The organism is Pseudoflavitalea rhizosphaerae, from assembly GCF_003991355.1.
Lineage (GTDB): Bacteria > Bacteroidota > Bacteroidia > Chitinophagales > Chitinophagaceae > Pseudobacter > Pseudobacter rhizosphaerae.
This window is the reverse complement of the sequence record NZ_RCSU01000001.1, coordinates 18922-42437: the sequence shown is the minus strand read 5'-3', so window position 1 is coordinate 42437 and position 23516 is coordinate 18922. Positions and strand designations below refer to the sequence as shown.

The 23516-nt window shown below is 48.6% G+C and carries 16 protein-coding genes; 13 read left to right on the top strand and 3 right to left on the bottom strand.

Annotated features, from left to right (window positions below; genetic code table 11):
- Positions 1-55 precede the first annotated feature (55 nt).
- The gene (locus D9Y29_RS00170; RefSeq protein ID WP_127124421.1) at positions 56-430 is read right to left on the bottom strand and encodes a hypothetical protein; all 375 of its coding nucleotides are present in this window, start codon (positions 428-430) and stop codon (positions 56-58) included.
- A 23-nt stretch (positions 431-453) separates the two neighbouring features.
- Positions 454-1218: a DeoR/GlpR family DNA-binding transcription regulator gene (locus D9Y29_RS00165; protein WP_127124420.1), complete on the bottom strand. Its 765-nt coding sequence runs from the start codon at positions 1216-1218 to the stop codon at positions 454-456.
- Between the two features lie 268 nt (positions 1219-1486).
- Here D9Y29_RS00165 and D9Y29_RS00160 point away from each other — a divergent pair, with 268 nt between their 5' ends.
- The 11 genes from D9Y29_RS00160 to D9Y29_RS00110 all read left to right on the top strand — a co-directional run bounded on the left by D9Y29_RS00160 (position 1487) and on the right by D9Y29_RS00110 (position 18482).
- A complete protein-coding gene (locus tag D9Y29_RS00160) occupies positions 1487-3070 on the top strand; it encodes a glycerol-3-phosphate dehydrogenase/oxidase (RefSeq protein WP_241237812.1) in 1584 nt (527 codons plus the stop codon).
- Between the two features lie 39 nt (positions 3071-3109).
- On the top strand, positions 3110-6304 hold the full coding sequence (locus tag D9Y29_RS00155) for a SusC/RagA family TonB-linked outer membrane protein (protein ID WP_127124419.1): 3195 nt from the start codon (positions 3110-3112) through the stop codon (positions 6302-6304).
- A gap of 27 nt (positions 6305-6331) precedes the next feature.
- On the top strand, positions 6332-7825 hold the full coding sequence (locus D9Y29_RS00150) for a SusD/RagB family nutrient-binding outer membrane lipoprotein (protein ID WP_127124418.1): 1494 nt from the start codon (positions 6332-6334) through the stop codon (positions 7823-7825).
- 30 nt (positions 7826-7855) lie between these two features.
- The gene (locus tag D9Y29_RS00145) at positions 7856-9124 is read left to right on the top strand and encodes a DUF5689 domain-containing protein (protein ID WP_127124417.1); all 1269 of its coding nucleotides are present in this window, start codon (positions 7856-7858) and stop codon (positions 9122-9124) included.
- A gap of 97 nt (positions 9125-9221) precedes the next feature.
- Positions 9222-10643, top strand: a complete 1422-nt coding sequence (locus tag D9Y29_RS00140) for a calcineurin-like phosphoesterase C-terminal domain-containing protein (RefSeq protein WP_127124416.1) — start codon at positions 9222-9224, stop codon at positions 10641-10643.
- A 40-nt stretch (positions 10644-10683) separates the two neighbouring features.
- On the top strand, positions 10684-12174 hold the full coding sequence (gene glpK, locus D9Y29_RS00135) for a glycerol kinase GlpK (RefSeq protein WP_127124415.1): 1491 nt from the start codon (positions 10684-10686) through the stop codon (positions 12172-12174).
- A gap of 41 nt (positions 12175-12215) precedes the next feature.
- Positions 12216-12959: an MIP/aquaporin family protein gene (locus tag D9Y29_RS00130; protein ID WP_127124414.1), complete on the top strand. Its 744-nt coding sequence runs from the start codon at positions 12216-12218 to the stop codon at positions 12957-12959.
- Between the two features lie 11 nt (positions 12960-12970).
- Positions 12971-13879, top strand: coding sequence for a glycerophosphodiester phosphodiesterase family protein (locus tag D9Y29_RS00125; RefSeq protein WP_206513672.1), 909 nt, complete (start codon positions 12971-12973; stop codon positions 13877-13879).
- Positions 13880-14169: 290 nt separating this feature from the next.
- Positions 14170-14742 (top strand): T9SS type A sorting domain-containing protein, encoded by a 573-nt coding sequence (locus D9Y29_RS00120; RefSeq protein ID WP_127124413.1) that lies wholly within the window; start codon positions 14170-14172, stop codon positions 14740-14742.
- A gap of 65 nt (positions 14743-14807) precedes the next feature.
- Entirely contained in the window at positions 14808-17948 is a 3141-nt protein-coding gene (locus D9Y29_RS00115) for a beta strand repeat-containing protein (protein ID WP_206513671.1), read from the top strand.
- A gap of 18 nt (positions 17949-17966) precedes the next feature.
- Positions 17967-18482 carry a hypothetical protein gene (locus tag D9Y29_RS00110; protein WP_127124412.1) on the top strand — a complete coding sequence of 172 codons (516 nt, stop codon included), beginning with the start codon at positions 17967-17969 and terminating at the stop codon, positions 18480-18482.
- Between the two features lie 104 nt (positions 18483-18586).
- On the opposite strand, the gene D9Y29_RS00105 is transcribed toward D9Y29_RS00110, so the two are convergent.
- A complete protein-coding gene (locus tag D9Y29_RS00105; protein ID WP_127124411.1) occupies positions 18587-21448 on the bottom strand; it encodes a DEAD/DEAH box helicase in 2862 nt (953 codons plus the stop codon).
- A gap of 91 nt (positions 21449-21539) precedes the next feature.
- On the opposite strand from D9Y29_RS00105, the gene D9Y29_RS00100 reads away from it, so the two are divergent.
- On the top strand, positions 21540-22130 hold the full coding sequence (locus D9Y29_RS00100; RefSeq protein ID WP_127124410.1) for a TetR/AcrR family transcriptional regulator: 591 nt from the start codon (positions 21540-21542) through the stop codon (positions 22128-22130).
- A gap of 29 nt (positions 22131-22159) precedes the next feature.
- The gene (locus D9Y29_RS00095) at positions 22160-23416 is read left to right on the top strand and encodes an MFS transporter (RefSeq protein WP_127124409.1); all 1257 of its coding nucleotides are present in this window, start codon (positions 22160-22162) and stop codon (positions 23414-23416) included.
- The last annotated feature ends 100 nt before the right edge of the window (positions 23417-23516 follow it).

Here is a 23516-nt window from a genome sequence, read left to right as displayed (position 1 = left end):
GATCTGTTATAATTCGGGTGTCATTAAAAAGGCTCTATGAACTCGATGGCGCGCACTACCAGAAATAGTGATTGGGAAAAAGGAGCAAGCGGCTCAGGGTACCGGAATAGACTGAAAGAACAGGCCCTGCAAGTTGCGAACGGGTACAGATGATGAGTGCTAACGGAAGGGTATGAGCGCTTATGATATTGTCATTTCCATTATTCCTGCACTGCGATGATGTACGGCTGCAATTGTTGAGATGAAAAGTTTCGGATTGCTGATCATTCTGCCTGCTTTTTACGGGAGCGAAGAATACTTTCTTTGCATTCAGCGTGGGTACCTGTATATCCGGCACGCGTGTGTTCAGTTTGGCGTCATGCGGCTTTCGCGCAGCGGTGGCCGCCAGCGTACAGAAGAATGTAAAACATATGACCAGCCAGATTTTCACTGCGCAAATATACGCAATTGCGCTCAGACTATTGTTACTGCAATGCCCATGCCCTGCAATGTTTTCACTGTGTGTTCGGAGATGCCGCTGTCTGTAATGATCTGCTCAACATCTTCAAGCCCGCAGATCCTTCCGAACCCACGCTTCCCGAATTTTGAACTGTCTGCCAGCACGATCGTTTTCTGTGCCGTTTCTATCATCTTCCTGTTGAGATGGGCTTCCATGGCATTGGTAGTGGTGAGGCCGAATTCAATATCGATGCCATCTACACCGAGAAATAATTTATTACAGGAAAAATCGCCTAATATTTTTTCTGAATATGGACCCGTTACGGATGAAGAACTTTTGCGAAGCAGCCCGCCGAGCTGGATCACTTCTATTTCAGGATGACGGATCAACTCCAGCGCCACATTCAATGCAGCGGTTACCACAGTGAGTGAACTGACAGGATGAACATGTTTCGCCAGGGCCTGAACGGTGGTGCCCGATGCGATGATGATACAGTCATCGGGCTCTATCAGCGATGCACCGGCAATGGCTATGCGCGTTTTCTCCGCAGAACGGATCTTTTCCTTTTCATTAACAGGCCGGTCCACCGTATACGGATTGTGAAGCGTTCCACCGCCATGCGTTCTGAATAGCAGGTTTTTGTCTTCTAAAAGTTTTAAATCCTTTCGTATTGTTACGGATGAGACATTCAATTCATGGCAGAGGTCCAGGACCGTTACGGAGCCTTCGGCCTGGAGCTTCGTTATAATATGTTGATGGCGTTCGGTGATGTTCAGCATAGATCAGGTTTGTTTTCTGGCGAAATATCGAAAGCAATTGCTTACTTCAAAGTATGATTATTCATGCACACTTACAAATATCCATAAATAATTGTAGAAATCAGGAGGTTATGAAATTGTAAACTTCATTTGGTTGTGGAAAAAGAGGGGAAAAGTAGTTTCGTAACATTTCTTTTGCAGTTTCAAAGTTTCACTTTACTTTCGTTTTATTGTTTTTCATTTTTGCCAAAAATCAAAATCGAAAACAATACAGACTAAAACAAAGGCTTTGATAAATCTCCCTTCTTTCCATGATGATGCCCGCCGCAAAGTATTCCTGCAACAGCTGGAATCCACCAGCTGGGATATCGCCATCATCGGTGGCGGTGCAACGGGACTGGGAATAGCGCTGGAAGCCGCTACCCGTGGATACAAGACCGTACTCCTTGAACAATCCGATTTCGCTAAAGGCACAAGCAGCCGCAGTACCAAACTGGTGCACGGAGGCGTACGCTACCTCGCCCAGGGAAATGTGAAACTGGTCCGCGAAGCCAGCATCGAACGCGGTCTGCTCTATCGAAATGCACCACACCTGGTGAAGAACCAAAGTTTCATAATCCCATTATACAATTTCTGGGACCGTCTCAAATACACCATCGGTCTGAAGATATACGACTGGATCGCCGGCAGGCTGAGCCTTGGTTCCTCCGTCTTCATCTCACGCGCCGATACACTCAGGAGATTACCCAATGTGAAACCAGATGGACTGGTCGGCGGAGTTCTCTATCACGATGGTCAGTTCGATGATTCACGCCTCGCCGTGAACCTCGCACAGAGCATCTATGAACACGGCGGACTTGCATTCAATTACATTCAGGTAAAAGGACTGATCAGGAACGATCAGCAACAGATTGCCGGCGTTGAATGCATAGACATGGAAACGAAAAAACAATACACAGTAAATGCAAAGGCCGTAGTGAATGCCACGGGTGTGTTTGTTGACGATATACTGCAAATGGATAATCCCTCCGCTTCCAAAACCATCTGCGTGAGCCAGGGCACACACCTGGTGCTGGATAAGAAATTCTATCCCGCTGATCACGCATTGATGATCCCGGAAACAAGCGATGGCCGTGTGCTTTTTGCAGTACCATGGCACGATAAAGTGGTTGTGGGCACCACGGATACACCTGTGGATACAGCTTCGCTGGAACCCATGGCCCTCGAAAAAGAAATTGCATTCATCCTCGATACTGCTTCACAGTATTTTGTTCAGCAACCCACCCGGGCAGATGTGCTGAGTGTATATGCAGGACTGAGACCACTGGCCGCTCCCGCAAAAGGACAAAAAACGAAAGAGATCTCCCGCAGTCACAAGATCATGGTTAGCCCTTCCAAACTCTTTACCATCCTTGGTGGTAAATGGACCACCTTCCGCAAAATGGGAGAGGACCTCGTTGATCGCGTAGAATCGGAACTGCATTGGGAAAAAAGGAAAACTGCAACGCCTTCCATGCATATCCACGGTTATACCAACACTGTGCAGGAAGAAGATCCCTTCTCCATCTATGGAAGCGATGCACATCGCATCAAAGGAATGATGAACGGAGATGCAGGCGCATGGATCAGTGAAAGCCTGAAGATCCACAAAGCACAGATCATCTGGGCTGTGAATGAAGAGATGGCAAGAACAGTGGAAGATGTACTGAGCAGGAGGACCAGGGCCCTGTTGCTGGATGCAAAGGAAAGTATGAGAATTGCGCCCGAAGTAGCAGCCGTTATGGCCGGTGCAATGGGGAAAGATGATACATGGATCAAAGAACAGGTTGAACAGTATAATAAACTCGCAGAAAGATATTTGTTGAAAGTGTAGAAGTAGAAAAAGATATCAACTCTTAACCATTTATTGCTTATGAACAAGAAAACGATTGCTGCAGGAAGGCTCCTTGCGCGTATGCTGATGAGCTGTATCCTGGTCATGGTCTGCACTTCCCTGTTGGCCCAGCAAAGAAAGCTTAGCGGCACTGTTGTAAATCCCGCCGATAATAAGCCTCTTTCCAACATCAGTGTTGTAGTGAAAGGTACTTCCCGCGGTACCACTACTGATGAAAAAGGCAACTTCACCATCAATGCAAGTGAAGGAGAAACGCTGGTCTTCTCCGCTGTCGGTTTTAAGAACCGCGAAATCAAAGTAGGTAAGAATGATAATCTCTCCGTTCAGTTGTTGGCTTCCGATAAGGAAATGGAGAGCGTTGTTGTTACTGCACTAGGTATCAAGCGGGAAGAAAAAGCGCTTGGTTATGCTGTTTCAAAACTCGGAACAGAAGAACTGACAGATGCCATGAGTAATAACTGGACTAATGCCCTCACGGGCAAGGTTGCTGGCCTCAACATCCTTAAATCCGGTGGCGGACCGGCCGGGACCAACCGTATTTCACTGCGTGGCGATAAATCGCTCGGAATGGAAGACCAGGCGCTCATCGTGATAGATGGGGTTGTGATCAACGGCTCCGGCGGCAGAAACACCGGAACGGGAAGTGGTTCATATCTTCAGAGCGAGTCACCCGTTGATTTCGGTAATGGCCTGAATGATATCAACCCGGAAGACATTGAAAGTGTAACAGTGCTGAAAGGGCCTGGTGCAGCCGCATTGTATGGCGCCCGTGGCGCTAACGGCGCATTGATCATCACCACCAAATCCGGCAAATCAGCTACCCGTGGTATCGGCGTTTCCCTCAACTCCAACTATAGTACCGAAAGCATCAACCGTTGGCCGGATTACCAGTATGAATATGGCCAGGGAGCTGCGGGTCAGGGTACATGGTATTCTTACAACGACTCTGAAGATGGTCAAAGCACAAGAAGCACCAGCTCTGCGTGGGGACCAAAATTCAACGGACAGCAATATTACCAGTATGATCCCCTTACCCGGACTAAAGGTCTAACGAGAACTGACTGGGTGCCTTATAAAAATGCACGTAAGGATTTCTTCGAGAATGCCAGCACTTTCACCAATACCATTTCTCTGGAAGGCGGTAACAAGAACTCCAATGCCCGCCTGTCTTACACCAATCTCACCAATAACTGGATCATTCCCAATACAGGCTACAAAAGGAATACAGTAGCTTTCGCGTTCAATCATAAAATCACAGAGAAACTTGTGGTGAGTGGAAAAGTGAATTACACCAACAAGAAAGCAGATAATCTTCCTACCACTGGTTACAATAACCAGACCATCATGTATTTCATCCGTGGCTTAACTCCCAATATGAATATCGACTGGTTCAAAGATTACTGGGTCCCCGGCAGGGAAGGGATTGAGCAGACCAGACCCTTCAGTTCGCTGCTGGATAATCCTTATCTGCAGGCAAATGAAATGCTGAACGCTTCCAACAGGAATGCAGTGGTAGGCACCATGCAGGCTACATACAATTTCACGAAAGAACTCAACCTGATGGTGCGTGGTTCTATCGACTATTTCTCTGAGCAACGATCACAGAGAAGACCGATGGGAACACAGAAATTCATCGATGGAATGTACCGTACCCAGAATATTTTCGGACAGGAAACCACTATCGACTTCCTGCTTCGCTACAGCAAAAAAATAAACAGCAAACTGAACGCCGTTGTCACAGCCGGTGGTGCTGCCCTGCAGAACAGGTACCAGAAAGATGAGGTTAGGGCAGACAGGCTGCTGTACCCAAATCTGTATACGCTCGGCAACAGTAAAGTGCCGCTTGTTTCACTGCCTTATCGTGCAGACTTCAAAACGAATGGTATTTATGGAATGGCGCAACTGGAATTTGACGGCTGGTTGTTTGCTGACCTCACTGCCCGTCAGGACTGGGCCAGCCAGCTGGCTTCTCCGGCCGGAGGAAAGGAGACCGGTTTCTTCTATCCTTCATTGAGCCTGAGCGCCGTCCTTAATGAGAAAATCAAATTACCTGCTATGATCTCTTACCTGAAACTCCGTGGATCAGTATCCAGCGTGGGTAGCGGTGGAGACCTGGTATACCAGACATCTTATACATACGATCCTACTTTGTTCCCCGGCGGTCTTTCCAATCCAACCTCTATTCCAAAGGAGGGACTTACTCCAAGACGCACCACCAGCTATGAAGGAGGTTTCGATCTCCGGATGTTCAGGAACCGTTATGGAATCGACTTCACTTTCTATCAGACAAGAACTTCGGCAGATATCCTCAGAGTACCTATCGACAGGGCCTCCGGTTACAACTCGCTAATCGAGAATGCCGGCCTGATCGTGAACACGGGCGTGGAGATCAGCGCCAATGCCAGCGTGATCAAATCAAAGAATGGGATCAACTGGACGCTCTTCGGGACCTTCACCGCCAACAGGAATAAAGTACACGAATTGTTTGAAGGCGTTGATACCTATGTGATCTCCACAGGACCTGCCAACCGTGGTATGCTGGAAGCAAGACCAGGTGGCAGAATGGGGGATCTGTATGGACTTGGTTACAACAGGGCCCCGGATGGTCAGATCATTTACAACGACCAGGGATTACCCACACGTACCGAAACAGTGAAATATCTCGGCAATGTGAATGCAGACTGGAAGGCAAGTATCGGAAGCAATCTAAAATACAGGAACTGGGGATTCAATATGCTTTGGGATTGCCAGGTAGGTGGCGTTGCTTATTCGCTTACCCATGCAGTACTGGCTGAAGAAGGTAAATTGAAGAAAACTCTTCCTGGTCGTGATAACGGTATCATCGGGAAAGGAGTAGTTCAAACACCCGATGATAAATTTGTTCCCAATACAAAAGTTGTAACCAATATTCAATCTTACTACGACGCTCATTATAACAGGGACAATGTGGAGGCGAATGTATTCAGCACAGACTTCGTGAAATTCAGGGAAGCGAGGATCGATTATACTTTCTCTGCTAAGGTGCTGAAGAAAATCGGGTTCCAGAGAGCTACATTGGGGATCTATGGACGTGACCTGCTGGTGATCAGCAACTGGCCTTCCTTTGATCCTGAATTTGGAACACTGAATGATGGTCAGGTACAGGCTGGTTTCGAGATCGGTCAGTTCCCGTCCACCCGCAGCTTCGGTGTTGCATTGGCGGTAGGTTTTTAATCATTGCTCATCATTAATTCTGCAATTATGAAACTTAAAATAAAAGTAGTAGCTGCCTTGCTGGTTTCCGGTTTTGCAATGGCAGGTTGTAATAAAGATTTTGATAAAACGAATACGAACCCCAACGGTGTTGCCTTTACCACACCGGAATCGCTGGTGGAAGATGCCGTATACGATATCGTAACAAGAAACCAGACCAGGGCATTGCGTCTCACCAATGAGCTGATGCAGGTGCATGTAACTACCGTCAATTCAGACGAGATCCATCGTTATATCATCAGGCCTGCGGAATCCGATTATATGTGGAACAACTGGTATGTGGAGCTGACCAATATCCGCGATATGTACAACAATGCCAAAAAGCTGAATGACCCTGCATTCCAGGGGGTGGCACTGATACTGGAAGCCTGGGTGTTTTCACTGCTGACCGATGTATACGGAGATGTGCCGTACTCTGAAGCGCTGAAAGGAAATTCAGATCATATCTATCAACCGAAATTCGATGCACAGAAAGATATTTATGCAGACCTGCTCAGGAAACTGGAAGAAGCCAATACGGTACTTCAGACAGCTAAAACCTATACAGCAGATGTGGTATCGAGAGAGCCGATCTTTGGAAAGGCCATCGATATGAGCAATCCTGAAACAGGTTCAACCAATTTCAGGAATGCCTGGAGAAAATTCGGCAACACTTTATACCTCCGCTTGCTGTTGCGGGTTTCGGGAAAATCTGAATTGAACGCAGTGGAAAAGATCAAAGAGATCTGCCAAACAAAAAAAAGCAGCTATCCCATGTTCAACAGCAATGCTGAATCTGCGGTACTGCGTTTCACCAATACTGCGCCATATGTTTCGGCATTCAATACCTACCGTGATTTCGACTTCAACGGAGATAACGGATTGTCGCAGTTCTTCATCAATACACTCAACGATTGGGAAGATCCCCGCAGAGCCTCCTGGGCAAACACTGTAGGCGTTTCCAATTATGAAGGAGTGCCCAGCGGATACCTGCCTGGCCAGATCCCTGAAAGACTTTCCACTTACAGGGTAGCATTGAAGAATGAGCCATTGCTTGGCAATATCATCAACTATCCCGAGCTGCAATTCATGCTGGCAGAAGCTGCGTTAAAAGGCTATTTCACCGGGGACCCCAAAACATACTACGAAAACGGAGTGAACAATGCCATCACATTCTGGAATCAGGCCGTTCCTGCAGGTCATCTCGCCAAACCAGGCATTGCATGGGACCCGGCAGAAACCGATGCGCAGAAACTGGAAAAGATCATCACTCAGAAATATTTTACTTTCTTCTTCACGGATTTCCAGATGTGGATCGAACACAGGAGAACGGGATATCCCACATTGCCTATTGGTCCGGGCGTTCAGAATAATCAGCAAATGCCTGCCAGGCTAAAATACCCTGTAGCCGTTCAAACACTCAACAGGGTCAATTACCAGAGCGCTGTAGAGGCAATGGGTGGGGATGATATCAATGTGAAAGTTTGGTGGAATAAGCAATAAATGAAACCATTCACTCTAAAAAAGTAAACAATGAAATTCTTATCATATAGCTTATTGATTGCAGGTGTTGTTTCACTGGCGTCCTGTTTGAAAGAAGATCCAGCGCATGCCGAAGGAGAACAGGCGCTGGAGGCCAATCTCTGGGTGGTGCGCGGAACTTACAAGGGATCACCGATGCCGCTTTCGTCATCCACCCTTTCCGGAGCAAAGAATACATACGGTGTGGTGGTGTCTGATGCCGCTTCCAAGAATGTGGCGCCCGGAACTTTTGTATTGCAAAGTGATCTTATAACTCCCAGTCAATTGGGGAATATCACCAGAGGTATCGTAGTAGATTTGGGAGGTGCATCGGTTCCCTATGAGATCGGTGATTCCTTACTGATAAATATTGAAGGCGCTACGCTGGACAGGGTGAATGGCAAGCTTACTATCAGCGGAATTACCGAAAGCAAGATCACCCTGCTGAAAAGCAATGCCGTTTATACTGTTCGTCCCGTTACCCTTTCCATGATCGCAAATGATTTTGAAGGATACGAATCCACTGTAGTGAGCCTGCATGCTGATCTGAAGGATTATTCTTCCGGCGCCACTTTCAGCGGTGAGCATACCCTTTTCGATAACAGCGGGGCAGACATGTTGTTACTGACAAGAACTGATGCCGGTTTCGCCGGCGATGCAATTCCTCAGGATGCCGGCTTCAAAGGTATCGTAACACTGGAAGGAGAGAAGAAAGGGATTGCGCTGAGAACTGCTGCCGACGTGGATTTTATCAGTGGTGCGCTCTATAGCGGTTACCCTGAAAGTTTTGAATTCCCTGATTTTAGTGTGAAAGGTTCTTATAATATGACAGCCATCAACAATGATGTGGACCTGTCTACCGGTAACTGGAAATTGCAACAGGCTATCCTGGGCAGTACTGTGCTGCGCGATAAATTCAATTTCCCCGGCAAACAATGTGTTCGTATGCAACAAAACCTGAGTTCTGCAGGCTATGTGCAGATGAACTTCGATGTTACCGAAGGTGCTTCCAAAGTAACATTGTTCTATGGAAAATATTATACGGACCCAACCAGCACTTTCAAACTCGAATATTCAACCAATGGTGGTTCCACCTGGACGCAAACGGGCGCAGATGTTAAGGATATGCCCGATTATGGCTCCAAACAAGCGGTATTCATGGTGAACATTACAGGTAATGTGCGTTTCCGCGTGTATAAAGTAGGATTGGGTACTTCCACTGCAAGCAAACCCAATGGTCGTTTATGCATTGAAGATATTGCCATCTATAAAGCACTTTAAAATTCGTTAACATCGGTAAACGGTAAGATGGGAAAAGCTTTTGCAAAAGTTTCCTATCTTACCGGTTCTCACTTTTAAATAGTAGAAAACCACAAAAATGAAACGAAGGATATTCATTCAGCAGGCAGGCTTACTGGCAGGAGGATTGATCATTGCAGGATGGCATACAGCCAATGCCGCAATAGAAAAAGATAAAAAGATAAAAGGTTTTGTCCGGTCCGGCAGGAAAGCACTGGCAGGTGTGGTAGTGAGCGATGGATACAATGTTGTGCTGACCAATAGCGCCGGCAAATATGAGCTGGACCTCCATCCTGATGCAGTAGCCGTTTTTGTATCAACTCCTTCAGGTTATGCTTTCCCGGAAGAACGCAGTATTGCCAGGCATTATAGGCTGGTAACGGAGATCAACAGCCGTAAAGATGTGGATTTCAGCCTGGAGAAATTAAAGAAAGATGATAATGAACACCAGTTCATCATCTGGGCCGACCCGCAGGTGAAAACCAAAAAAGATGTGGAGAAGATGATGGCGCAGGCTGTGCCGGACGTAAAACAATATGTGGAAGCTGCGGGCGCAGGTGCGCTGGTGCATGGCATCACCGTTGGCGATATCGTTTGGGATAACCATGAGCTCTTTGCCGATTACAACGAAGCAGTGAGGGAAATGGGCATTCCATTTTTCCAGTGTCTCGGTAACCATGATATGGACTACCGCCAGGGGGGAGACGAAGAGTCAGACAATACCTTCCAGAAACTGTATGGCCCCACTTACTATTCCTTCAATCGTGGAAAAGCACACTATGTAGTATTGGACGATGTTCGTTACCTCGGAATGGAAAGGAAATATGACGGGTACATTTCGCAGAACCAGCTTGACTGGCTGGCAAAAGACCTGCAGCATGTTCCGAAAGACCACCTGGTGATCATCAACGTTCATATTCCTGTTCATAACGATGTGAAGAACAATCTTGAGCTTTATGATGTATTGAAAAGCCATAGCAATGTGCATATCATGAGTGGACATACCCATTATCACCGCAATGTGATCATCGGGAATATCTTCGAACACAATCATGGCACTGTTTGCGGCGCCTGGTGGACGGGCCCCATCTGCGGCGATGGAACGCCCTGCGGTTACGGCGTGTACAAGGTGAAAGGAAATGAATTAAGCTGGCAATACAAATCCACCGGGCAGGCAACTGATTTTCAGTTAAGCGCTACCGTTAGTGAGAAGGATGGTTCCAAAGAAATGATCGTGAATGTGTGGAACTACGATCCGGAATGGAAAATCAACGCTACTGCCAATGATGGTTCCAGTCTCAGGGCTGAAAAGTTCAAAGGCATGGACCCTGTAGCCGTGGCGCTCTACCTGGGCCCTGAACTGCCGAAGCCACGCGGCTTTGCAGAACCGAAGAAAACAGATCACCTCTTCCGTGTGAAACTGCCTGCCAATGTAAAGGAAGTGAAAGTAGTGGCAACAGACCGCTTCGGTCAGCAATACGATACAACTGTTACTGTGTAGAAAAATATAAAAGTCAACATACCAAAATAAACGCTACGATATGCAGCCATACATTCTCGCTCTTGATCAGGGCACCACCAGCTCCCGCGCTATCATCTTCGATCAGCAGGGAAACATCGTAAGCCTTGCACAAAAAGAATTCCAGCAGATCTATCCGCAGCCCGGCTGGGTAGAACACGATCCTACGGATATCTGGAGCACCCAGGTAGCGGTGGCGGCAGAAGCCATCGTGAAAGCAGGTTTGAGCAGTAAGGAGATTGCAGCCATCGGTATCACCAACCAGCGGGAGACCACCATTGTGTGGGACCGTAAAACAGGTGAGCCTGTATACAATGCCATCGTATGGCAGGACCGCCGTACTGCCGCCTTCTGCGATCAGTTGCGTGCACAGGGCCATGCCGGGACCATCCAGCAGAAGACCGGCCTGATAGTGGATGCTTATTTCTCCGCTACCAAAGTGAAATGGGTCCTCGATAATGTGAAAGGGGCCCGCGAACGCGCCAACGCCGGTGAACTGGCATTTGGAACAGTGGATAGCTGGCTGATCTGGAACCTCACTTCAGGAAAAGTGCATGCTACCGATGTTACCAATGCATCGCGCACTATGCTGTACAATATTCATTCGCTCGATTGGGATGATGAGTTGCTGCAATTGCTGGACATACCTAAATCCATGTTGCCTGTTGTAAAGAATTCAAGTGAAGTGTTCGGCAATACCGCTACACAACTTTTCTCCGCCGATCTGCCGATTGCAGGTGTGGCAGGAGATCAGCAGGCGGCTCTCTTCGGACAAATGTGTACCAGGAAGGGAATGGTGAAGAATACTTACGGGACCGGCTGTTTCATGCTGATGAATATTGGCGATCAGCCCATCGTTTCACAAAACAACCTGGTGACCACCATCGCCTGGAAGATCGGTAATGAAGTGCAATACGCACTCGAAGGAAGCATTTTCATTGGCGGGGCTGTGGTGCAGTGGCTGCGCGTTGGGCTCGGCATCATCCGGTCTTCCGGAGATGTGGAATCCCTTGCACAGAAAGTGCCCGATACCGGCGGCGTATACCTGGTGCCTGCCTTTGCGGGACTGGGCGCTCCTCACTGGAACCAATATGCGCGCGGAACGATGGTGGGCATCACCCGCGGAACAGATGCTGCACATATTGCGCGTGCTGCACTGGAAAGCATCGCCTATCAAACCATGGATGTGCTCAAAGCGATGGAAGCGGATGCAGGTCTGCCTATTTCCGAGCTTCGTGTGGATGGCGGCGCTACCGCCAACAACCTGCTGATGCAGATCCAGGCGGATGTGCTCAACGCCACTGTTGTTCGCCCGGAGATCACGGAAGTAACTGCCATCGGCGCTGCCTACCTGGCCGGCCTGGCAGTAGGAGTGTGGAAAAGCCCCGAGGAGATCCAGCAGCAATGGAAGATCAACCAGAGCTTCAAAGCCAATGCCAGCATCGATACCACCAGTATGATCAAAGGCTGGCAGCGTGCTGTGAAAGCAGCGAAAGCATGGGCTGAAGACTAATCCATCGTTCCAAAATTTCATTTCCAAAACTGAACCTTCTTATGACAGCATTTACAGCAGAGATCATTGGCACAGCAGTGCTCATTCTTTTGGGCAATGGTGTTGTGGCTAATGTGGTACTCAATAAAACTAAAGGCAACGGGGGCGGATGGATCGTGATCACTACAGCCTGGGCGCTCGCGGTTTACGTGGGCGTGGTGATCAGCGGCCCTGCCAGCGGAGCACACCTGAATCCTGCCGTGACAGTTGGACTGGCCACTGCCGGTAAATTTTCCTGGGGCCTGGTGCCGGAATATATCCTGGCCCAGATGCTGGGCGCCCTGCTGGGAGCCTTCTTCGTGTGGTTGTTCTATAAGGACCATTACAAGGAAACAGCTGATACAGGCGCCAAGCAGGCCACTTTCTGCACGGCGCCGGCGATCCGCAACAATTTCAGCAATCTGATCAGCGAAGTGGTTGGCACGTTTATGCTCGTGTTCACCATTTTTTATTTCACCGATCCTTCTTTCGGAGGTAAAGATGCAACACCTGTTACCACCATCGGTATGGGCTCCATCGGCGCATTGCCAGTGGCCTTCCTGGTATGGGTGATCGGGCTGAGCCTCGGCGGCACTACCGGCTATGCCATCAATCCCGCCAGGGACCTGGGGCCGCGCATCATGCATGCGCTGTTGCCGATTCCCGGAAAGGGTCCTAACGGCTGGGACTATGCGTGGATCCCGGTGATCGGGCCCGTTCTCGGCGGAGTGGCGGCAGCTGGTCTGTATATTCTGTTACAATCATAAGTTTAAATTGTATGAAACTGATCCTTCCCCTGATTGCCGCGGGCTGCCTGGCCGCCTGTGGCACAACCAAACAAACAGCCGGAGGCCGCATGAGCGGCTATCCCGAATTCTTCAAAGAAGGCCACAGAGGGACCAGGGGCCTGATGCCGGAGAATACCATCCCTTCTATGAAAAAGGCCATCGGGATAGGCGCTAATTTTATCGAGGTGGATGTGTATGTGAGTAAAGACGGACAGGTGCTGATTGCACATGATCCCTACGCCAATATTGCCATTTCCACATTGCCGGACGGAAGAAGCATTTCGAAAGACAGTGCCAAACTGTATACCTGGCACCAGATGAATTATGCAGATATCCGCAGGATCGATGTTGGCAGCAAAGGCAACCCTGCGTACCCGCAACAGCAGAAACTTGCAGCCTGCATGCCATTGCTGGGAGAACTGATAGATTCAGTGGAAGCTTTTACTGCTGCAAATAAACTGAAGCCCACCATATACAATATCGAGATCAAGAGCAATCCGAAAATGGATGGTGTTTACCAGCCTGCTCCCGATGTGCTGGTGAAAGCGATCATGGATGTGGTGAATACGAAAAATATCGGTAATCGGTTTTACCTGCAGTCCTTCGATATCCGTCCGCTGCAATCCGCACGCAGACTGTATCCTGAGGTTACTATAGGCTTCCTCACGGGAAATGCCAAACGCTCTGTGGATGAGAACGTTCAGGCGCTGGGCTTCAAGCCGGATATTTACAGTCCTGCTTATCAACTGGTGAATGCAGCTACAGTGGAAGCCTGTAAGAAACATGGCATGAAGCTGGTGCCCTGGACAGTGAACACTGCTGAAGAGATCCAAAAGCTGGTGGAGCTGGGTGTGAATGGTATCATTACCGACTACCCGAACCTGCTCAGCAAATACTGATTTTTTTTAATACACAGCGACCCCGTAGTGATCCAGGTGCTACGGGGTCGCTGTTATATTTATCCGTATTTATACTTTTTTTGCATTCGGTTTTTTCTTTACTTTTGACTTATGACCAGCCGTTACCCGTTGCTGGTCAGTTAGGATAGGCATCCGAGTTAGTACTCAGCCTTTACATACATATACCCCGATTCCTGCACTGCAGTTGCATTACATTTTCACATTACCCCGCTGATAGCTATGGTTAATAGCCCGGTATTCATTATTAACTTTTTAAAACAATCCTGCTTATGAATCAAATTTACAAGCCAGGGTTTGCTTTCGCATTGATATTAATGATCTCTTCCTTGTGCTCTGCGCAATCGATCACTCCGTCTGCATTCAATATTGCAGGAGGATCTTTTCAGAACGCAGATTCTTACTACCAGTTTGAATGGAGCCTGGGTGAGCTTGCATTGATCAGTGATTTTGCAAAGCCTGACAGTTCTCTTGTTATGACCCACGGTGTTCTGCAACCCTGTACGGACAAAGTGGGGAAATCTCCGCTGGTCGTCTTTTTCGAAGTAGGCGATTACAAACTCTTTCCCAATCCAACAAAAGGGCCATTTGAAGTAGACTTCTTTGTGCGGCAGACGGGCCGTATGGAGATCAATCTCACGGATGCCGCGGGAAAGATCCTGGAAAACCGCACTTACGCTTATGATGGCTGTTGCCGCATAGAGCGTTTTGATCTTACTCCATATCAGAATGGTGTGTATTTCGTGATCGCTACTTTGTATCCTGATTATACAAGGCCCGGCGATAACCTCAACATTGTGCGCCGCAGCGGATTCAGGGTAGTGAAGAACGCTCACCGCTTCTGATGCATCATTCTCCTATGATACAACCATACATGATTGTTCAATAACCTATCAACAAAGCAGCAACTATGAAACAAATTTTACTGGCATTTACAGCTCTGTTCCTGATAACAGCTGGTAGTTTTGCCCAGGCGCCCGGTCTCATCAATTACCAGGGCGTAGCAAGGAATGCGGTCGGTAATGTACTGGCCAACGTTAAGATCACACTTCGTTTGTCCATTCGCGATAATTCCGCCGCAGGTCCTGTGGTTTATGCTGAAACGCGTTCACTCACTACCAATACAGTGGGTCTTTTCAATGTACAAATGGGAAGTCCAGGTGCTACCAATGTTACCGGAACAATTACCGGTGTGAATTGGGCTACCGGCTCAAAATATATCCAGGTGGAGATCGATCCTGCCGGTGGTAATGCATTCACCACAATCGGGACCTCCCAACTGGCATCGGTTCCTTATGCGCTTACTGCAGGCAACAGCGCTCCTGCAGGGCCTGCCGGCGGTGCACTTACGGGCACTTATCCCAATCCCGGCATTGCTGCGAACGCTGTTACCACAACAGAGATAATGAACAATGCTGTTACTGGTTCAAAACTGGCTGACGGTGCAGTTGTTGCCGCCAAACTTGCGGACGGCAGTGTAGTGACCATCAAACTTGCAGATGCAGCTGTAACCACCAGTAAGATAGCCGATGCAAATGTGACTACTCCCAAGCTCGCAGACGGATCTGTAACGCTTGCCAAATTAGCTCCCGGCGTGATCCCTGCGGGTTTACCGCCAACTGGCCCTGCGGGTGGTTCACTGGCTGGTACATATCCTGATCCAACCATTGCGGCCAATGCCATTACAACTACCGAGGTAATGGATGGAGCCATCACTTTGCCTAAACTGGCGCCGGGTATTATCCCTACTTCATTACCTCCTGACGGAGCTGCAGGCGGTGATCTCAGCGGCACTTATCCCAACCCGGTAGTAGCTCAGTTACAGGGAAGGCCGGTAAGTAATGTGGCGCCTGCGGTTGATCAGTTCCTTCGCTGGAATGGCGCTGCCTGGGCCCCTGCTGCAGGTGGTGGAGGTGGTCTTACCCTGCCTTTTGCAGCCCTGGAGAATGATGCAAATACCTTATTCTCTATTGCCAATGATGGTGATGGAACTTCTTTGGAAGGTGTAAATAATACTACCACCTCCAGTATTGCCGCTATCAGGGGTATTGTGAGCAGTACTGCTCCCGGTGGATTTTCTGCCGGTGTTCGTGGGATCAATAATGGAACAGGTGGCCTTGGGGTAGGTGTATGGGGAAGCCAGAATGGTTCCGGATGGGGCGTGTATGGTACTACTCCCAACGGTCTGGGTGTATATGGAAATTCCTCTGCCAATGGATATGGCGTGTATGCAAACAGTAATACCGGCACTGGTTTACAAGCTACAAGTGTCGATGGCATACCGGCCAACGTTTCCATTTTCAACAATGCAAACAACAACAATGCCCTTGTGGTAAACTCTGTTGGTAACGGCACTGTAGTGAATGTAACCACTACCGGAAATGGAGCCGGTGTACGCGCAAATACAGTTGGAGGTTTTGGCTTGCATGGAATTACGAGTTCACAAACTTCAGCAGGTGTAGTAGGAGATAATAACGGAGGTGGTGAAGCAGTAGTGGGCAGAACAACCAGCGATATCGCAGGAGCAGTAGTGGGCAGGAATGATGGCGGTGGTTATGGAGTGAGAGGCTTTGTTGCCACCAATACTGCCGGAACAGGAGTTGGCGTGCTGGGACAGGTAGGGCTTAACAACAGTACTGGAAGGGCAGGACGCTTTGAGAATTTCAACAGTACCAATAATACCGGAAATACGCTGGAAGTAGAGACCAATGGTAATGGTAACATACCTGATAATACACAGGGGAATGCCGCCTCCTTCCTGGTTGACAATACCAATAGTGTAGCCGCCGCCGTTAGAGGCGAAGTGAAAACCATCTTCGGTAATTTTGGTGCAGCTGGTATCTTTGGTATCTCATCCGGTACGGGTGGTTTTGCCGGTTTGTTCCATTCATCCAATACATCCGGGAACGGCCCTGCACTGGTAGCTATCCAGGATGGTAATGGGAATGCCATTACTGCCAACGCTTCTAAAGACGGGAATGCCGTAGAAGCCAATATTGATGGTGGTGGAAATGCCCTTTATGCCTGGGTGCCTTCATTTGCCACCGGCCGCGCAGGACGATTCGAGATCTTCAATGAAGACAACGACAATGATGTAATAACGGTAAAAACTGTAGGTAATGGTACAGCTGGTAATTTCTTTGTAGACCGCACCACAGGAACTTCTCCGGCCGTAAAGGGAGAGGTTAACTCCATTTTCGCCAATTTCGGTACTGCAGGAATATTTGGTGAATCATCAGGCACAGGCGGATATGCAGGCTTGTTCTACTCTTCCAATCCCGCTGGTAACGGACCAGCAGTACTGGCGCTTACAGAAGGCAATGGTAATGGTATTACCGCTAATGCAGGCGGTTCAGGCGATGGCGTTGAAGCATCCTGCGATGGAGGCGGCAATGCCATTTCTGGATTTATTCCCAATTTTGGTACCGGTAAAGCAGGCAGGTTCGCGAACTTCAATAACGCCAATAGCCAACCGGTAGTTCATATCACAACTACGGGAACAGGTAACACGATGCTGGTTAACCACCAGGGTGCATCAGGTAGTGTTGCCGTATTTCAGAGCGCCTCAGCAAATGTAGCGCGTATCAATAAAGCAGGAAGAGGGTTCTTTAATGGCGGTACCCAAAATAGTGGCGCCGACGTTGCGGAATCTTTTGCCGTTACCGGCTCTGCCAATGCTTATGAAGCTGGTGATGTGCTGGTGATTGCTACTGATGCAGACCGTACCGTTGAGAAATCCGCTACTCCCTATTCTACGCTGGTTGCCGGAGTATATGCAACCAAGCCTGGTGTGCTGCTCACAGAAAAAGATATCGAGGATGATCTCTCCGGTGAAGTTCCCATGGGTGTTATCGGAGTGATCCCCACCAAGGTTTGTATGGAAGGCGGTGCAATCAAACGCGGCGATATGCTGGTTACTTCCTCCATTCCCGGCGTGGCCATGAAAGCTGATCCTGATAAAGTGAAAGTTGGACAGGTGATCGGAAAGGCCTTGCAGGATTTCAACACCAATGGAACTGGAAAGATCAAAGTGCTGGTAAATATTAAATAACCGAATCAATTATAAAATATGAGAAGAAAATTATTGGTCCTGTGTATTATCGCCCTGGTAGTTGCCTGCAACAACCTGATGGCGCAGGACGACAAAACATCATACGACAGGAGCCGCAAGATCTCAGATCAGTTAAAAAATGGGACTGCGCCAGGATTGAAATTTGGTCCCACCAGTAAAAAGACTGTGCGGCTGAAAGAACCAACCGCTGCCGAAAAATCTGCCAGGTTCAGTCAGCAATTGAAGAATGGTACGCTGCCTGGCATTAATACGGCAAAGGGCGGAGGCGGAACTGTGTCACGTCCGCTCAATACCGATGCAAGAAGAAGCAGTGCAGCATCAGGCAAGCTGCCCAGTGAAGCCCAGGCCGGTACCGGAGTTGAAAAATCCCCGGCAAAAATTCAAGCTCCTAAACTGGACCAGGGTGGTGTCAAAGAAGAACTGACCGTTCCCATGCGGACGAATCCTAAGACTACTGCGCCTTCCAAACCAACCGGCGCAACTGCAAGAAAGAAAACACCCGGAAAAGAATAGGAAATAGTATTAAGAGAAAAAGCGGTCCGCAATGCGCTTATACTTCATAGTAATGAACGTATATGCGCATTGCGGACCGCCTGCTTATAGGAACTTGTTATCTTTTAGCTGAACAGGAACTGGATATCATCTTCCGTGAGCGCTTTCACAAAGCCTTCATCTTCTGATACCAGGTCTTCCGCCAGTTGCTTTTTGCGTTGTTGCAATTGAATGATCTTTTCTTCGATCGTGTCTTTACAGATCATCTTGTAAGCAAATATATTCTTCGTTTGCCCGATACGGTGAGTACGGTCGATGGCTTGCTGTTGCACTGCTGTATTCCACCAGGGGTCTACCAGGAATACATAACTGGCGGCCGTGAGGTTCAGACCGGCATTGCCTGCTTTCAGGCTGATGAGGAATACGTTGGTGGTATTGCCTTCCGACTGGAATGCTTCCACCATTTCCGCTCTTTTGGCGGGTGGGGTGGAACCATCGAAATGGAAGAAATCGATGCCTTTTTCGCGGCAGGCTTCGGCCAGCAGGTCCAGCATGCTGGTGAACTGAGAGAATACCAGCACCTTCTGGTCCTTGAGATTATTGCTGAGCTCATCCATCAGCATTTCCGTTTTCACGGCATCCGTACAGGTACGGTCTTCCGATGGAAGAAGAAGCGGCGAGTTACAAAGCTGCCGCAGTTTCAGCATGCCCTGTAATACTGCGAGCTTGCTCTTATTGAGACCTTCACTTTGGATATTGAGGAAGAGACTGCTGCGGATAGTATCGCGGATGCTGTCGTACAGCGCTTTTTGTGCTGTGCCCATTTCGCACCACATTACCATTTCCATTTTTTCAGGAAGATCTTTGGCCACCTGGTTCTTTGTTCTGCGGAGGATGAAAGGCGCAGTGAGTTTTTGCAGTCCCTGGATCTTTCCTTCATCATGGAAGCGGTCGATAGGATCAGCGTATTCGCGCTTGAAGAATTCACGGCTGCCGAAGATGCCCGGCAGGAGGAAGTCGAGCTGCGCATACAGATCGAATGTATTGTTCATCACCGGCGTACCGCTCAATGCGATTCGTGATGCGCATTGCAGTCTTGCTACCGCTTTGGTGATCTGTGCGGCGGGGTTCTTGATATTATGGCTTTCGTCCAATACTACAACTCCGAATTGTTTATTACCGAGATGATCGATATCCGAGCGGATAGTGCCATAACTGGTGATCACGATCTGGCTTTTCGCGTTCTGCAAAGTACTGATGTCGCGGTCACTGCCATGATATACCCAGGTACTGATCCCCGGCGCAAATTTCAGTAACTCCGATTGCCAGTTATAGATCAGCGAAGAGGGAGCGATGATGATATGCACCGCTTCAGGATCCACCTGCAACTGGTGTGCGAGGAAACAGATGGTCTGCAATGTTTTACCCAGTCCCATATCGTCAGCAAGACAAGCACCTGCGCCAGCTTCTGCCAGCAATTGCATCCATTCGAAGCCTTTTTGCTGATAAGGGCGGAGCGTTGCGTTCACGGCAGCAGGAACAGGGTAGAGCGTTGAATCAGGTTCCTGCCATTTGACCCAGCGTTGCCGCCAGCCATCTGCCAGCACTGGTTTGAGAGCCTGTACCGTTTCGCCATTGCGTTGCTCGCCGAAGGCCATCCATTTGCTCACCTTCATTTCTTTTTTGTTCAGTTTTCCATGTTTGAAGATGGCGCCGAATTGTTGCAGCCATTCATCATCCAGGATACCGAAGGAGCCGTCTTTCAACATAATGGTACGCTGACCAGCCAGTAAGATCTTCTGTAGTTCTTCCAGGGGGATGGCTTCATCGCCAAAAGAAACTTTTACTTCCATGATCAGGAAATGTTCCTCTTCGCGCAGCAAATTCATGAGGGTTTCAGGCTTATGCTGTGAGTAGCGGAAATGTTGGAGCATATCCATTCCCGTTAGCTCAATATTGAGCTCAAGTAATTTGTGATAGGCTTTCAGGAACCACTGTTTCTTCTGTGCTTCCGCAAACGCCAGATAGAAATAGCCATTCAGCTGTTTGCTGAAAAGCGGGTGCATGCTTTCCAGTAATTGCGTGAACTGTGTTTCCGCTTCCCTGTTCCGGTTGATCCGGTACACTTCACCATGACGGTTGAACTCAACACTTTCTTTGTATGGTCCCTCGATGAGGAAACCATCGTACAACCATTGCGGCGTGAGCATCAGGAAAGAATTGCTGAGCTCGCTGAGCATTACGCGGTTCACAGGAACTACATCGATGGCCTTTTGCTCGAACAATTCATTCCGGTTCACCGGATAATCCTCTTCCAGTTTACCGAGTATCTCTCTCGCGAGCCCCTGCGGGTCCTTACTGTATTGTGATGGCTTTTGTTGTTCCAGCCATTCGAGGGTTTGAAAGTCCTTGTAGGCGAGCAGGTAATATTCATTACGGCTTTCCAGCAAAAAATGGAAACGTGTGAATTCCTGCAGAGGATAGACCTGATTATTGAGGACGATGTTGGTGCGCAATTCAAGTCCTGCCGCTTCTTTCACCACTTCAAACTGCAACTGTGGCTTGTACACGCTGAAAATGCAGGGACCTGTTCTGTAGTTCCCTTTTTCTGTTTTCACTTTATGGAACCATTTACTGAGAATAGCGAATGGCTTGAGTGTTTCCAGAGTTCCGTGCATTTCGCGGAGCATGGCATTGCGATAAAAAGGCTCGTAAGCGATGCCGGCGCGTTTGATGGTATAGCGCTGTTTCACCTGACCAATAGTGGCATTGATATTCGCTTTGGAGAACTGCTGCAGAAGCTCGCGCGCAGGTTTCGGCAATTGATTGTAGTTCACCTTCAGTTCTGTGGCGTCTAGTTCCTTATTGATGAAGGTGGTGCCTTTGGCATTCTTCACGATGTGGAGACTTTCCAGTACCTGGTGGTCTTCCAGCATTCTTTGCGGGCATAATAACAGAACAATCTTCAGCTCATCTTTCATTGCCATAGGTAAAATCCGGACTTTTGGCCGCGAACATACAAATTTTTTCAGGAGGGATATTATAAGTGAATGATCATTCACTTATCTTTGCGCCCTTATGCGGACCCGCGACGAAAATAAAGTACTTGCCATCAGGGAAAAGGCCATAGACCTGATGGTAGAGGAAGGTCTTGAAGGTTTCAGTATCCAGAAGCTGGCAAAGGCTGCGGGGGTTTCGCCTGCCACGATCTATATCTATTATAAAGACAGGGAAGACCTGATTGTTCAGCTGAGTATCGAGCTCACGAATACTTTGCTGGAGTACAGTCTGCAGGATTTTGATCCTTCCATGAACTTTGCGGATGGATTGAAACTGCAATGGAAGAACCGGGTGGCGCATTTCATGAAATTTCCCAGGCATGTGGAATTCATCGAGCATATCCGGTATTCTCCTTTGTATGAGCAGGTGCGCACGCATATGATCGTTCAATTCGGTGAAGCGATGGGCGCCTTTGTGCACAATGCCATCCGCAACAAACAACTGAACAAACTGCCTTTTGAAGTGTACTGGGCTGTGGCTTTCGCGCCATTGTACCAATTGATGAAATTCCATTCCCAGGGCAGAAGTCACAAAAGTGAACATTTCGCCCTGAATAATAAACTCCTGATGCAAACCTGCGAGCTGGTGATCAAAGGCCTTACACCATAGCAGAGTTTTTGCATTAACCATTACAATATATGACAACCATTACGGCTTCAGAACAGAAGAAAGTTTTCAGTTCGTACCAGGTTTTCATGATTGCGATACTGGCCATCCTCCAGTTCACGATCATTGTTGACTTTATGGTACTCAGTCCGCTCGGCGCTATCCTGATGCCGAAGCTGGGACTCACCACAAAACAGTTCGGACTTGTGGTATCGGGCTATGCGATCAGCGCCGGTATTTCAGGCATCCTGGCGGCAGGATTTGCAGATAAATTCGACAGAAAGAAAATGCTGGTGTTCTTTTATACAGGTTTCATCATCGGCACGCTCTTGTGTGCGCTTTCACCGAATTTTGAATTCCTGCTGATGGCGCGTATCGTAACGGGATTGTTTGGCGGCGTGATCGGTTCTGTGAGCTTTGCCATTGTTACGGATATCTTCGCCATCAATGTGCGGGGAAGAGTAATGGGCTTTGTGCAGATGGCATTATCGGCCAGCCAGGTAATGGGTGTGCCCATCGGATTGTACCTGGCCACGCATCTCAGCTGGCATGCGCCCTTCTGGATGCTGGTGGTCCTTTGTTCCATCGTGCTGGTGCTGATCATTCGTTACATGCAGCCTGTTACCGGGCATCTTGTTGCAAAGCATACCAACAATCCGTTCAAACACCTGGTGGCTACCGTTTCCAACAGGCAATACCTGCTGGCATTTGCCACAACTACATTGCTGGCAACAGGAGGATTTATGCTGATGCCATTCAGTGCAGCATTCAGTAAAGGCAACCTGGGGCTGAGCCTGGACCAGATAACGCTGCTTTACATGGTTACCGGCGCTTGCAGTATGGTGATTGGTCCGTTTGTAGGAAAGATCAGTGATAAGATCGGTAAGTACCCCATTTTCGTGGTCGGTTCTTTTCTGACCATTACGATGGTGCTGATCTATAGCAACCTCGGAATTACGCCACTGGGCTACCTGATGATCATCAATGTGATCATGTTCACGGGTATCACTTCACGCATGATCGCCAGCTCAGCTTTGCTGACAGTGGTGCCAGATATGCAGGACAGGGGCGCTTTCATGAGCATCAACTCTTCTGTGCAACAGATCTCCGGCGGTATCGGCGCATTCATTGCCGGGCTGATTGTGGTGGAAACGCCCACGCATAAGATCCTCCACTACGATACGCTGGGTTATGTGGTGGTCTGCACCAGTCTGATCACAATTGGTATGATGTTCCTCCTCAACAGGATGGTCAAACGCATTATGGCAAGCAGGGCGATGGCGAAATAGTCGGCGTGTGACCAGTCGCTCGCCTCCGGCGAGTGACTTCTAATTGTTCGCCTCCGGCGAACACCGCGTCGCCGGAGGCGACTAAACAAAAGTCAATCGC

Bases quoted from the DNA above. Each gene is read 5' to 3' on its own strand.
- D9Y29_RS00165 (WP_127124420.1), bottom strand. From the start codon at position 1,218: ATGCTGAACATCACCGAACGCCATCAACATATTATAACGAAGCTCCAG.
- D9Y29_RS00155 (WP_127124419.1), top strand. From the start codon at position 3,110: ATGAACAAGAAAACGATTGCTGCAGGAAGGCTCCTTGCGCGTATGCTG.
- D9Y29_RS00150 (WP_127124418.1), top strand. From the start codon at position 6,332: ATGAAACTTAAAATAAAAGTAGTAGCTGCCTTGCTGGTTTCCGGTTTT.
- D9Y29_RS00145 (WP_127124417.1), top strand. From the start codon at position 7,856: ATGAAATTCTTATCATATAGCTTATTGATTGCAGGTGTTGTTTCACTG.
- D9Y29_RS00140 (WP_127124416.1), top strand. From the start codon at position 9,222: ATGAAACGAAGGATATTCATTCAGCAGGCAGGCTTACTGGCAGGAGGA.
- glpK (WP_127124415.1), top strand. From the start codon at position 10,684: ATGCAGCCATACATTCTCGCTCTTGATCAGGGCACCACCAGCTCCCGC.
- D9Y29_RS00130 (WP_127124414.1), top strand. From the start codon at position 12,216: ATGACAGCATTTACAGCAGAGATCATTGGCACAGCAGTGCTCATTCTT.
- D9Y29_RS00125 (WP_206513672.1), top strand. From the start codon at position 12,971: ATGAAACTGATCCTTCCCCTGATTGCCGCGGGCTGCCTGGCCGCCTGT.
- D9Y29_RS00120 (WP_127124413.1), top strand. From the start codon at position 14,170: ATGAATCAAATTTACAAGCCAGGGTTTGCTTTCGCATTGATATTAATG.
- D9Y29_RS00115 (WP_206513671.1), top strand. From the start codon at position 14,808: ATGAAACAAATTTTACTGGCATTTACAGCTCTGTTCCTGATAACAGCT.
- D9Y29_RS00110 (WP_127124412.1), top strand. From the start codon at position 17,967: ATGAGAAGAAAATTATTGGTCCTGTGTATTATCGCCCTGGTAGTTGCC.
- D9Y29_RS00105 (WP_127124411.1), bottom strand. From the start codon at position 21,448: ATGGCAATGAAAGATGAGCTGAAGATTGTTCTGTTATTATGCCCGCAA.
- D9Y29_RS00100 (WP_127124410.1), top strand. From the start codon at position 21,540: ATGCGGACCCGCGACGAAAATAAAGTACTTGCCATCAGGGAAAAGGCC.
- D9Y29_RS00095 (WP_127124409.1), top strand. From the start codon at position 22,160: ATGACAACCATTACGGCTTCAGAACAGAAGAAAGTTTTCAGTTCGTAC.